Origin of the sequence: Acinetobacter sp. YH12112 (assembly GCF_013418945.1) — a bacterium.
GTDB classification, from domain to species: domain Bacteria; phylum Pseudomonadota; class Gammaproteobacteria; order Pseudomonadales; family Moraxellaceae; genus Acinetobacter; species Acinetobacter indicus.
In genome coordinates this window covers 1-12,554 of the sequence record NZ_VPBA01000038.1, presented here as the reverse complement: position 1 = coordinate 12,554, position 12,554 = coordinate 1, and the positions used below count along the sequence as shown (strand labels likewise).

11 protein-coding genes and 2 pseudogenes are annotated in these 12,554 nt (G+C 44.3%); 3 read left to right on the top strand and 10 right to left on the bottom strand.

Features of this window, described 5'->3' with window-relative positions:
- Both FTU50_RS12675 and FTU50_RS12670 read right to left on the bottom strand, forming a co-directional pair.
- A partial coding sequence (locus tag FTU50_RS12675; RefSeq protein WP_180069794.1) for a BapA prefix-like domain-containing protein occupies positions 1-581 on the bottom strand: 581 nt, incomplete at its 3' end.
- 47 nt (positions 582-628) lie between these two features.
- Complete coding sequence (locus tag FTU50_RS12670; RefSeq protein WP_180069791.1) at positions 629-1,474, bottom strand: OmpA family protein; 846 nt, start codon at positions 1,472-1,474, stop codon at positions 629-631.
- A gap of 223 nt (positions 1,475-1,697) precedes the next feature.
- Here FTU50_RS12670 and FTU50_RS12665 point away from each other — a divergent pair, with 223 nt between their 5' ends.
- Both FTU50_RS12665 and FTU50_RS12660 read left to right on the top strand, forming a co-directional pair.
- The gene (locus tag FTU50_RS12665; RefSeq protein ID WP_180069788.1) at positions 1,698-2,630 is read left to right on the top strand and encodes an IS5 family transposase; all 933 of its coding nucleotides are present in this window, start codon (positions 1,698-1,700) and stop codon (positions 2,628-2,630) included.
- Positions 2,631-2,808: 178 nt separating this feature from the next.
- Positions 2,809-3,044, top strand: a pseudogene (locus FTU50_RS12660) (IS4 family transposase); the annotation flags it as partial.
- Positions 3,045-3,133: 89 nt separating this feature from the next.
- Here FTU50_RS12660 and FTU50_RS12655 read toward each other — a convergent pair.
- The gene (locus tag FTU50_RS12655) at positions 3,134-4,228 is read right to left on the bottom strand and encodes an acyl-CoA desaturase (RefSeq protein WP_075166920.1); all 1,095 of its coding nucleotides are present in this window, start codon (positions 4,226-4,228) and stop codon (positions 3,134-3,136) included.
- A gap of 15 nt (positions 4,229-4,243) precedes the next feature.
- Positions 4,244-5,314, bottom strand: coding sequence for a ferredoxin reductase (locus FTU50_RS12650; RefSeq protein ID WP_180069786.1), 1,071 nt, complete (start codon positions 5,312-5,314; stop codon positions 4,244-4,246).
- 207 nt (positions 5,315-5,521) lie between these two features.
- Here FTU50_RS12650 and fabR point away from each other — a divergent pair, with 207 nt between their 5' ends.
- The gene (gene fabR / locus FTU50_RS12645) at positions 5,522-6,148 is read left to right on the top strand and encodes an HTH-type transcriptional repressor FabR (protein WP_228151050.1); all 627 of its coding nucleotides are present in this window, start codon (positions 5,522-5,524) and stop codon (positions 6,146-6,148) included.
- Positions 6,149-6,168: 20 nt separating this feature from the next.
- On the opposite strand, the gene FTU50_RS12640 is transcribed toward fabR, so the two are convergent.
- The 6 genes and pseudogenes from FTU50_RS12640 to FTU50_RS12615 form a co-directional block, all read right to left on the bottom strand.
- Positions 6,169-6,969 (bottom strand): alpha/beta fold hydrolase, encoded by an 801-nt coding sequence (locus tag FTU50_RS12640; protein WP_016659144.1) that lies wholly within the window; start codon positions 6,967-6,969, stop codon positions 6,169-6,171.
- Positions 6,970-7,077: 108 nt separating this feature from the next.
- Positions 7,078-7,344: a PAAR domain-containing protein gene (locus tag FTU50_RS12635; protein ID WP_005178913.1), complete on the bottom strand. Its 267-nt coding sequence runs from the start codon at positions 7,342-7,344 to the stop codon at positions 7,078-7,080.
- A 185-nt stretch (positions 7,345-7,529) separates the two neighbouring features.
- A complete protein-coding gene (gene rapA / locus FTU50_RS12630; protein WP_075166923.1) occupies positions 7,530-10,367 on the bottom strand; it encodes an RNA polymerase-associated protein RapA in 2,838 nt (945 codons plus the stop codon).
- A 139-nt stretch (positions 10,368-10,506) separates the two neighbouring features.
- Positions 10,507-11,151 carry an RluA family pseudouridine synthase gene (locus tag FTU50_RS12625; RefSeq protein WP_180046818.1) on the bottom strand — a complete coding sequence of 215 codons (645 nt, stop codon included), beginning with the start codon at positions 11,149-11,151 and terminating at the stop codon, positions 10,507-10,509.
- 141 nt (positions 11,152-11,292) lie between these two features.
- Entirely contained in the window at positions 11,293-11,991 is a 699-nt protein-coding gene (locus FTU50_RS12620) for a phosphopantetheine-binding protein (protein WP_180054632.1), read from the bottom strand.
- A 126-nt stretch (positions 11,992-12,117) separates the two neighbouring features.
- Positions 12,118-12,432 (bottom strand): annotated as a pseudogene (locus tag FTU50_RS12615) (IS3 family transposase); the annotation flags it as partial.
- Positions 12,433-12,554: the final 122 nt, after the last annotated feature.

Sequence of the window (12,554 nt, the reverse complement as noted above, 5' to 3'; positions counted from 1 at the left end):
CCGTCTTCATCAACAGTGCCTTCACCAATGATGTTACCGTCTTCGTCTTTAACGACAACGTTAGCACCTGGCTCGCCTTTACCTGTGATGGTTGAACCATCGTCAGAGAAATCAACATCTGTCGGTGCGGCTGGCGCAGTTGTGTCAGAGTCGCTCGTTTTTTTATCATCGTCATTATTATGATCAATAATCGCCGCTGCACCACCAACGACAGCTGCGCCCACCAACCAAGGTAACAACCCAACAAGTTTACTACCCTCAACTGCTGGCAATAATGCTTCTAATCCTGAAATTTCTTTAAAACCAGAAAGGCCATCAAACCAATAAAGAACACAACCATCTTCTTCAAAGACTAAATCTGATGTCACCCCTTCAGCATCTACAACAAAGAAGTTTTCAATAACAACAACTTCTCCATTTTTTAGCTTTAAGATTAAATTATTCCCATCACGAATGAATTCGGCGACATCATCGCGATTCATTTTTGTATGAACAATACTTGATTCAGACAAAACAATACGTTCAGCATTGACGCTGACTTTATTTAGAGAGTCTTTTTCAATAACTATAAAATTACTCATCACACACCCAATATATAAATCAAATAATTCTTAGATTTAAATGTTAATTACTTAGATAAGCCTGTAACTTCAACTGTTACTCGGCGATCTGGCTGCAAACATGCATGTAATGCTTCTCGCTGTTTTACATCAAAACAACCATTGGTCACTGGTTGACGTTTGCCTGCACTTGCTGTCGAAATCACATTCCCTGCAACACCATTTTGAATCAATAGGTTACGCACCGTATCTGCACGGTTTTGCCCCAATTGATTGTTATAACTATCACTTCCCAAACGATCTGTATGACCGACTAACTTAATCTGACTTACAGAAACAAAGTTATTGCGAATTTGCGATGCAACTTCAAGGACTTCTTGACGACCTTTTGGTAATAAATCATTTAAAGAAGAACCATCAAATTTAAATAAAGTATCTGCTGCTAAATCCACTCGTATTATCTGTTCCTGAGCAGCAACCTGATGCTTCACCTCACAACTTAAAGGCTGACCATTATTAGAAATAAAAGGTTTACCGTCTGTATTGACAGAGAGTACAAATTCATTGCTTGTTAGCTTTCCTACGCTTAAGTCAACATCACAACTTTGGCATGATTCTTCTGTACAATTTTTTACTTTGAAATTATATGTTTCTGGTTTCAATGCATATTGAGCCGAATTATTTATATAAAAATTTCCAGCTTTAATACTGTCGATATAAAATTCAATCGGGCAGTTTTGCTGTTCTGCTGTATCACCACCACACAGCTTCTCATCTCGCTTTAATACAATAGGTTGATTATTTTCTTGCGTTTTTTTCTGAAAACGTAAATCTGATGGCTTCGTATATGAGCTTGATGTGCAAGCCACCACCCCCAATGAAGCTACAACAGCTAAAAGTGACAATTTCAACATAACTACCCCTTGTGGACTTAAAACAATTTAAGGAACTATTTCAAGCACATTTTCCACACAAACGTCTTTCCATGAATCTACTGAAAGATTATTATTGTGATACAGTGCGCATTTTATATCTTTATATCAAATTAAATGTGCATTTTAAATACTAGATCTCTTACGAAAGGGCTTTGTTGCACAAACCTATCTGTAAAGGCTTTTTCAGCGATATAATTTTCAAATGAAGAAGCCTACACACAAAATCTACCGCACAACCAATTGGCCCGCATATAACCGAGCACTCATGAGTCGCGGAAATATTGCCCTTTGGTTTGATCCTGCTACGCAATGGTATGCTCCATCAAAAGGCAAACAAGGGCGAAATCAAACCTACTCCGACGCAGCCATCCAATGCTGCTTAATGATTAAATCCTTATTCCGTCTATCTTTACGTATGGTCACTGGCTTTGTGCAAAGTCTGATTAAACTTTGCGGATTAAATTGGACAGCGCCAGATTACAGTACGCTTTGTAGAAGACAAAAGTATATTGATATTGCTATCAGCTACCAAAAAAGTAGCGATGGGCTGCATCTACTCATGGACTCTACAGGCTTGAAGTTTCTAGGTGAGGGCGAATGGAAACGCAAGAAACATGGACCTGAATATCGTCGCCAATGGCGTAAGCTACATATTGCTATAGATGCTGAAACTCGTCAAATACGTGCTATTCAGCTCACAACCAATAATATCAGTGATTCACAGGTACTAGGTGATTTACTTGATCAGATTCCACAAGATGAGCAGATTGACTCTGTTTATACCGATGGAGCTTATGACACCAAGCAATGCCGTCAGGCCATTGCAGATCGGCAAGCGCATGCGGTGATTCCACCTAGAAAAAATGCGAAACCATGGAAAGATACAAAGAGCAGCTCGCTAGAGCGAAATGAATTACTTCGAACAGTTAAACGTTTAGGTAGGACACTATGGAAAAAATGGTCAGGCTATCATCGCCGAAGTTTGGTTGAGACTAAAATGCACTGCATCAAATTATTAGGAGATAAACTCAGTGCAAGGAGCTTTGATAGCCAAGTCAATGAGGTTCATGCACGTGTAGCAGTCCTCAACAGATTTACGGAATTAGGTCGACCACTTACCCAAGTTACGCCTTAAATTTGGCTCAATTAGGGGCGCTTTGCATTTCAAATCTTTGTGCAACAAAGCCTTACGAAAGTAAAAAATTGCTTATACTAACCCCATGAAATGGCTTTGTTGCATAAACCTCTGCTAAAGGCTTATTCTGCAATATAATTCTTAAATGAATAAGCCTGTACCTAAAATCTATCGTAAAGCCTTTGATCGTTCACCTTCAGATATCCGTTTCAAGCCCGCCTGCCAACATATAGCCGTTCAGCTAATTGTGATGGCACCAATGCTTTATCAGGAACTGGCAGACGGCTATCTGAGCTAAGATCAGGAATAGACAGTCTGTTTTTAGAAAGACGTTCGAGGCCAACAACACCTCGAACAGTTAACATGTCAAAAACCCGTTATCCGGTAGATCGCAATGCTGCTCCTCTTAAGTGAACAGCATTGCACATATGTGTGAGACCTTTGTCAGCAATCTGAGGCAATTTCCTATAAAAATTGCCTTTTTGTCTTAACACATTTTATACTTATTTTTTAAACGGAAACGCATACTTGGCAATCCGTTTCAGTACACTGCCATATTGTTTAAACAGGCTGGCATTGTTGTAGTGCAAACCATATTTTTCACATACTGCCTGTACTTTTGGCGCCATCTGACGGTAACGGCGTGCCGGTACATCCGGATATAAATGGTGTTCAATCTGATGGCTTAAATGGCCAGTCAGAATATGGAACGCTTCTGAACCAGTCAGGTTAGAAGAACCGCGAATCTGGCGCATATACCAGTGGCCACGGCTTTCATTTTTCAGTACTGATTTTGGGAATACCTCAACATCTTTGGTGAAGTGACCACAGAAAATAATACTGAAGGTCCAGATGTTACGAATCCCGTTGGCCACCAGGTTGCCAGTGAATACCGGTAACGCAGCAGGACCAGCAATCAGCGGGAAGAACACATAGTCTTTAAACAGCTGTTTAGAGATTTTGCGCTGTAAAGGTTTCCACTCTTCTTTCAGCTCAGCCTTGGTTTTACGGCCCATCCACACTTTACCGAGTTCCAGGTTTTGAATCGCCACACCCCACTGGAACAGTAAACAGAATGGAATACTGTAAATCGGTTGTAGCAGATGACCCGGTTTCCAGCGTTGTTCTGGGAACAGACGTACCAGACCATAACCGATATCATCATCCATACCTTTAATATTGGTATAGGTATGATGCTTGTAGTTGTGGGTTTGACGCCAGTTTTCAGAGGTACCGACAATATCCCACTCATAGGTCTGACCGTTGAATTTTGGATCGTTCATCCAGTCATATTGACCGTGCATGACGTTATGGCCAAGTTCCATATTTTCCATGATTTTGGCAAAGCCGAGCAGACCAGTACCCAAAATCCAGGCTGGCGGGAACCAGCCAGCAAACAGGCAGGCACGACCCGCAATAGAAGCATAACGGATGGTTGAGTATACACGGCGGATGTATTTGGCATCTTTTTCGCCTAAATCATCCAGCACTTCCTGCTTGATGGCGTCTAATTCACGCGCCAATTCATCCAGTTCTAATTGGGTTAATTCGCGGTTTTTAGGATTTTTAAAATATTCAAATTTGACTGGCATATTCATAGTGAGTGTACCCGCTTATAAATCAATAACTAAGTCTGTTTGTGCCGAATTCACGCAAAGCTTGAGCAAATTACCCGGTTCGGTGTTTTGCGCACCATTCACCAGATTTTTGGTCGAGCCTTCGACTTTGTTGCAGGCACATTTATTACAAATTCCCATACGGCAGCCATGCTTCGGTTGAATATTCTGCTGCTCCAGGCTGGTCAAAATAGATTGGCCTTTGGGAATGGTCACGGTTTTATTCGATTGGCTTAAGGTCACCTGCACAAAACCAGCTTCTTCATTGAGCATTGGGCTCATGCTAAAGGCTTCAGTTTTTAATTGCTGTGCATGCGCAAACAGTTCTTCTACCCGTGCAGCAAAACCCGATGGACCACAGGCATAGACTGCGCTCTGTTCAATCTGCTCAAAGGTTTGCAGATGGCTTTCATTCAGACGCTGTGCTGGTGTTTCCCCTGCCTGGGTATAAAACACGTCAAAGCTAAAGTGTGGATATTGTGTCGCCCATTGTCCAAACTGAGTTTTAAAAGCAACATCGGCAAAGGTTTTTACCCAGTACATCAGCTTGACCGGGGTCTGCTTTAATTGACCCGATTTGGCCAAAGCATCAACCAGGCTATACATTGGAGTAATACCACTACCGGCAGCCAGCAAAATGAGTGGCTGCGTCGCTTCAGGCAACAGCATATCGCCATAAGGCTGGCCAAATTCCAGAATATCGCCCACATTGGCCTGATTGACCAACCAGCTGCTGACTTTACCCTGATCGACTTTTTTAACGGTTAACAGCACATGCTGACTATCCAGTTGCGTCAGGCTGTAGGTACGCTCATAGCGAATTCCTTCAATGGTGACAAAGACCGGGTGATGTTGGCCCGCCTGTCCAAGCTGGAATTTCTGATTGAACTGCACCATCAGGCTGACCGTGTCCTGCGCGGTCTGCTGCTTTTGCACAATCTTGCCCAATGCCTGATTCACAGACCACAACGGATTGATTTTTTGTAACCAGAAGTTTGCCGAGTACGGATCAACAATCGCACTCGCAAGAGATTTGAGGGGAGATTTCGACTTTTCGATAACGTGCATAGCCTACACCACGCGATGAATTCTCAATTATTATACACATGTATATATATTTGTATATACGCTTGTATTGTTTCTATTCATTTCACAAGTTCACACACAACGGCTATACTACTGAAAAGCCTTTCAGCTCTGGACCCTATGACTCAGCCTGCCATGAAAATAAGTAATGATGTTCTTGCCCAAGATGTTCCCAACATCCATGAACCCATGACGGTGCGTACGGTCGGCAGGAAAGCGACCATTACCAAGGAAGAGCTGTTTCAGGCTGCGCTGAATCTGATCGGGCCCCAAAAAAGTATTGCCTCTTTAAGCCTGCGTGAAGTCGCGCGCGAAGCCGGTATTGCACCGAATAGTTTTTATCGTCACTTTAAAGATATTGATGAGCTGGCCATTGCCCTGATTGACCGGGCCGGCCATGTGCTGCGTCAGATTCTGAATCAGGCACGTTTAAAAGCATCCAAACAGAACAGCATTATCCGCACCTCGGTTGAAGTCTTTATTGAACAGCTAGATGCTGATGAAGGTAATTTAAGTCTGCTGTTGCGTGAAGGCTATACCGGATCGACGTCTTATAAGCAGGCAGTGGAACGTCAGCTGAACTATTTCCAGCAGGAACTAAAAGATGACCTGATTCGTCTGGAGCGTTTGAATAACAGCAAACTGTCCCATCCGGAGATTGTTTCTTCAGCCATTACCCAGCTGGTGTTTAATATGGGTGCCAAAGTGATTGATATGCCCGCCAATGAACGTAAAATCATTGCCGAGCAAACCATGATCATGATCCGGATGCTGCTCGAAGGCGCACGCCATTTAGATGAAGCACAAATCCGTTAACTGGATTTTAAACTGCTTATTTAAAGTGTTGATCGAATCCGCTGCTGCACATCGCGTGCGCTCTGCTCAGGAGATTCCAGCGGGAACATATGCCCACCCGCTACAACACTAAACTCAATGCCATATATCTTTTTTAGTCCCTGCGGGAAACCTTGCTTATAAAAAGCACTCTGCTCTGCCGTGATTAAATGCACCGGTAAATTTGGGGCTTTACGCGGCCAACGCCACCACCAGCTTGGTACAGTTCTAAAAATATCTGCCTCGACCTGTTTTGGAATCTGTAAGCTGATGCCGGCCTCATCTTCTCTAAGACCATGCCGGATAAAATCCTGAAAACAGCGCTCATCAAACTGTTTAAACAAGGCATTGCCACGTAACTGCTGATAAGCCTGCTCACGGCTAGACCAGGCGTCTTTACGTTTCAGACTCAGCCCGGCCGGGGTTAAACGGTCAATCTGTTTTGAACCCAGCTTTTGCAATAACTCGAATATCGGCGCTGTTTTACCAATCACAAAAGGCGGGTCCATTAAAATCAGCTGGCTAAATAAATCTGGCCGTTGATAAGATGCCATCAGCAACACCAGCGCGCCAAAAGAATGCCCCAAACCGACCACCGCCTGTTTTGGTGTTTGTAACTCGATATCGGCAATGACCTGCGCCACCAGTTTTTCCCATTTTGGCTCAACCGGATAGTCCGGATTCAGGCCAATGACCGGAATATATTTCAGCTCAATATCGGCATCAAAATAATCAAAAAAGGTCTGATAGCAAGGACTGGCGATGCCATTGGCATGGGCAAAATAAACAACAGTTTTGGTCATAAAGGTATTTGAAGCAGATAATCCATTTTGCAGGAGGTAATTTTAATTTTTGCTGCGATTCTCAAGATTAGCCAGGCTGGTTCAACACTCTACGCCTGACCAATATATTTATTTAGCCGACACCACCAGATTCTGGCTAGGCAAGAAAGTTGCACCGCAGGTGGTTTTATCACCAACAATCACCACGCCACGCCCTTTGACCTGGGTGGTTGGATCGGCCGCAATGGCAGCTACAGTGGTTTTACATTTTGGACAATAATGCTTCATGCCATTTAAATGCACGGCAATGCCATTAATAACAAATGAACTTTCACATTCAGCAACCACACCGCCATGTGAAGTTTTAGAGCCTAAAGTGACTAATGCTTTACCCATCGTTGTTATATCTTTTAAAAATTTGGCTCATCTTAGCATGAACATTTTACCGGACTCTAGTGCACTGATCGCCGGGCTGTTCATGTCCGGCAAATCAGTATTAAAAAAGCACCCTTCAAATTAGACTAAAAGTGTCCAACTTTCGGGGTGCAGTTCAGAAGGTGCTTTTCTAAAAATTACGACTGTTATGGTTTAACCACCACCATCACCTGAATTGCTTCCGGGGTAACCGCAATACCGTCAAGCAGGCTTAAACCTTCTTTTTGCAATTTCTGCAAACGGCTGATTTCATCTTCACGGATGCTTGGGTTAAATTGCTTCAGATACGTTAGACGGTCAATTTCATATTGCCATTTCGCGCCATACATTTCTTTGGCCTGCTCTTTTAAGCCCGGCAAGGCAGTTTTGGCAATGTCCAGCGCCTGTGCATAACGCTGCTCAATCACTTCACGGCGTGCTTTTACCACCTGACGGCAGCTATTGCCATCTAAATGATGTAAATACGGTTTTAAGATTTCAGGGGCAATTTTTTGCGACAGATCCTGACCTTTTTCACTCAGCAATACACGAATCAATTGCTGCGGCAAGCTTGATGGCAGGTTCAATGCTTTTGGTGCAATCACATCAACCTTGAACCACACTTCCAGCAGCACCGAACCTTGCGGTAATGCAGCTGACTTTAACACCGCCACATTGGTACTACCAAAGCTTTGGGTATTGATCATTTCCATCACGCTTTCGGTAAATGGATGTTCCAAAGTCAGATATTGTGCATCTTCGCGGATTTGAGCCTGATCACGATAGAAAGTCGCAGTCATGCCCTCTTCATCTAAAGTCAGACCTTGCACCTGCATCTGGTCTGTTGGCTTGATGATGACTGTGCCATTGCTTTGTTCATCAAAGTCGATGTTGGTTGAAGCCATAAAGCGCTTCATGAACATTGGCAAGGTAGTGTTGTCATCATAATCTTCCAGCGCCTGGACAATTTCCTGTGCCACCACCGGACGGCAAGAGTTGTATTCCAGCAGGCGGTCACGGCCTTCCTGCAATTCAGCTTCCAAAGCTTCGCGCTGTACGCTAACCGCTTCCAGCAATTCTTCAAACTGCTGGCCTTGATCTGCCAGTAAGCAGTCTTTTAATTCAACAATGAAGTTTTCCTGCAAAGTCTGCGCCGTTGGGGAAATATTGCTGAAAATATTCAACGCTTCGTTATACCAGCGGAACATGCGTTCTTGCGCCGTACCGAGTAAATACGGCACATGAATTTGAATCCGATTTTCCTGACCAATCCGGTCTAGACGGCCAATTCGCTGTTCCAGTACGTCCGGGTTCGCCGGTAAATCAAATAAAATTAAATCCGATGCAAACTGGAAGTTACGCCCTTCTGAACCAATTTCCGAACAGAGCAGGATTTGCGCACCATAGGAATCTTCTGCGAAATACGCCGCCGCCTGGTCACGTTCCAGCAGGCTCATACCTTCATGGAACATCGCAGTACGAATACCGGCGTGTAAACGCAGTGCATTTTCTAGCGCTTCCACCACCGGACCACTACGTGCAATCAGTAGCACTTTTTTGTGTTTTAAATCGCTGCGCAGCTTTTCCATCAGCCACATTACACGCGGATCGGTTTCCATCCACGCACCATCAAGCTGGCCTTCTTCTGGCCACATCTGTTCACGCAACTTGCCCTCTTTGGCCCAGTGGTCTGGGGCTGGCAGTGGTGCTGGCTGACAGTCACGGCCCGGGAAGCCCTGAATCGCTTCACGGGTGTTACGGAATAAAATACGGCCGGTACCATGACGGTCTAACAGTTCATGAATGGCGCGAAAACGCTGTTCCGGATGGTCTTCAATACGATGACCGAGCAAGCCTTCCAAAGCAGCCAGATGACCTTCTTCCAGTGGCATGTCGGACATCAGTACTTCAGCAATTTTGGCTGTTTGCTGATACTGCGCTTCTTCATCCAGGAAACGGTCCAACGAACTAAAACGCTGCGGATCGAGCAGGCGTAAACGGGCAAAGTGACTTTCAACACCCAACTGTTCCGGGGTTGCAGTTAAGAGCAGCACACCCGCCGTTTGTTCAGCGAATTCTTCGACCAGATCATAACGGTCATTGCCGCCTTCTTCTTCTGACCACATCAGGTGATGCGCTTCATCGACCACGAGTAAGTCAAAACCAGCTTCAAGTGCCTGCTCACGCAGATCTTCGTGGTCAATCATCAGGTCAATGGAGGCAATAATGCATTGCTCGGTCAGAAACGGGTTTAAATCCGGGTCGTGTTCTTTAATTGACGCTGTACGGGTCAGATCAAATAAAGAGAACTGCAGGTTGAAACGGCGGCGCATTTCAATCATCCACTGATATTGCAGTGAATCTGGCACCAAAATTAAAATACGTTCAGAACGGCCGGTTTTGAGCTGCTGATGGATAATCAGACCGGCTTCAATGGTTTTACCCAAACCCACTTCATCGGCCAGTAATACACGCGGTGCAAAACGCTTACCGACTTCGTGGGCAATATAGAGTTGATGCGGAATCAGGCCAACGCGTGAACCAATCAGGCCACGCAGCGGACTGCTGTGCATATTGGCCTGCATCAACAGCGCTTCAATACGCAGGTCGTACCATTCTTTATAGTCAATCTGGCTGGCCAGTAAACGGTCTAAGGGTTTAGACAGCTGGATTTGCGCGCCAATTCGGGTTTCATTCAGCGATTTCTGTTCTTCTGAACCATCTTCCAGCTGACGTACCACGTTATAACGCACCACGCCACCGCGATCTTCCAGACTCTGAACCGTCCATTTCAGGCCTTCCTGGTCCTGTACTTCATCGCCCGCATTAAACACGATACGGGACAAAGGTGCATTGTTACGTGCATAGACACGGGTTTCGTCACTCTTGGGGAATAAAATGCTGATTGAACGTTCATCTACATCAATAAGAACGCCTAAGCCCAGTTCTGTTTCTGTATCTGACAACCAACGTTGACCAATAGCAAACTGCTGCAATTTTTCCACCTTTTTCTAGAAGTTAGGACTGTCGCGTTATCACTCAAGGACTGCTTGCCATTTGAGCAAAATTTGACATCGTAAAGCAATATATTTTGACATAAAGCCCACCAAAAAGTGAGCTTAAATTCATGAGGATATGTTTCCCTTAAAACGGCACCGGGCAATTAAACTCCAGTGTTTCTCCCGTTTGAGGATGTTGAAAACTTAAATACGCCGCATGCAAACACAGGCGTGGAGACAGCTGTTGCTGCTCTGGCGTGGCATATAAGGTATCGCCAATAATTGGATGACCCAGATATTGCATATGCACCCGCAGCTGATGCGAACGGCCGGTAATTGGAATAAGTTTGACCCGCGTAACCGCCTGTCCATTTATTTCAAACTGTTCCAGCGCCTGCCAGTGGGTAAGCGCCGGTTTAGTATGGGAAGGATCAGCTATATGCAATGGCGGACGGGTCGGATCATAGACCACCGGCACATCAATGGTGCCTTCGCCGTATAGATGCCCGGCCACCACAGCCTGATAATGCTTATCGGTCTGGCGTTCCTGAAACTGGCGTGAAATCTTGTTTTGCCCCAAGCGGCTAAGACCAAACACCAAAATACCTGAGGTGTCACGATCCAGACGATGAATTAACAGGGTTTTAGGCTCAATAGCCACTAAACGGTTGATCAGGCAGTCTTGTAAATCTGCTGTTTTTCCTGGTACTGTGAGTAAGCCGGCCGGTTTATGGATGAGCATAAAATCTTCATCTCGATAAATCAGGTGTTCGGTTAGAAAATTACTCAAAGTACACTTCCAGGCTGATCGCGAAAATAAGGCGGCAATGATAAAAACCTTGCACCACAATTACAATGCAATTTGCGCAAATTGCAGACGTTTTTTCCGATTTTGCTGAATAAAAATGTCAATTTTCTGAAAATGGCAAATTTAGTCCGTTAAAATCTGCAGCAATCCGTGAAGTGTGGGTTTGGACTGCATATCTTCATAGCGAATATTGGCACCATTGGCACGCCATAAACCGACCAGACTCACCATCGCTACCGAATCCAGACCATAATTTTTTAGGTCGACATAAGGATCAATTTCCAAGGCATCCATATCCAGCTGTTCTGCGACAGCCAACATAATGCCTTTGGTCGACAATACATATTCTGACGGCGCACTTAAATCCCATAAGCGAGTCAGGCTATAGGTATTTAAGTGATGTATCCCCTGTGCCGAAATATTTTCAATCCACTGAATATGCTGTTCCTGATTCACCAATAAAATCGCATCGTCGACCACACAGAGCTGTTCGGTCACGCTATACAGATGCGGTAAAATCTGTTTTAGCATCGGAGTGATCTGTCCGGCAAAAATCAGTTGTGGATGGGTTGAAGCGTATTCACCCAACTGCTGCATGCCTTGCAGGACATCATCGCCATAGAGATCGACAATGGGAATATCGAGGGCTCTGGCTTTGTTGCTAATTTGAATCAGGTTTTGCATTAATGGGCTATCTTGAATGCCTTCGAGCATACGCAAGTTTTGTAAGCCAACAAGAACTAAAACCGATTCAGATGAAAAGAGTTGCCATTTGGCTTGGGAAGCTGTGAGCTGGATTTTTTTGGGGAGGGGATAGAACATGGGAGATGTGAGCATAGTGCAAGGTTTTAATATGCTAACTGAGAGCGTAGAGAGTGATAAGAGCTATTCTCTTCTCTCTCATTAACGAGGATTTTATCTCACGGTTATTGTGTTAAGTAAGTGATCCTAGACAGTATCGTGGACAACCAGCCCCTCTAAACTTTTAATATATTTCTGTTCAAAGGCTTCTGGACTTAACCAGCCGTTTGCAGAATGTCTTCTGATCCGATTGTAATAAATTTCAATATAGTCAAACAAGACAGCATTCGCTTCTTTTCGAGTCGAAAATACACTGCCATGTACCACATGACCTTTTAATGTATGAAAGAAGCTTTCAGTCACTGCATTATCCCAACAGTTTCCACGTCTAGACATACTCTGAGTACAATCATTTGTCAGTAACAGCGCTCTAAAATCACGACTACAGTACTGGTGAACCTGAGATACCGTCTTGGTAGTCAATCAGGTTTTGAGATTATTCGACCAATAAATAATCTCTTTGATAGGCAGTCTGATGTTTTAAAACGCCATAACACAGATGTATAAGCTTGCGCATTGCAGCA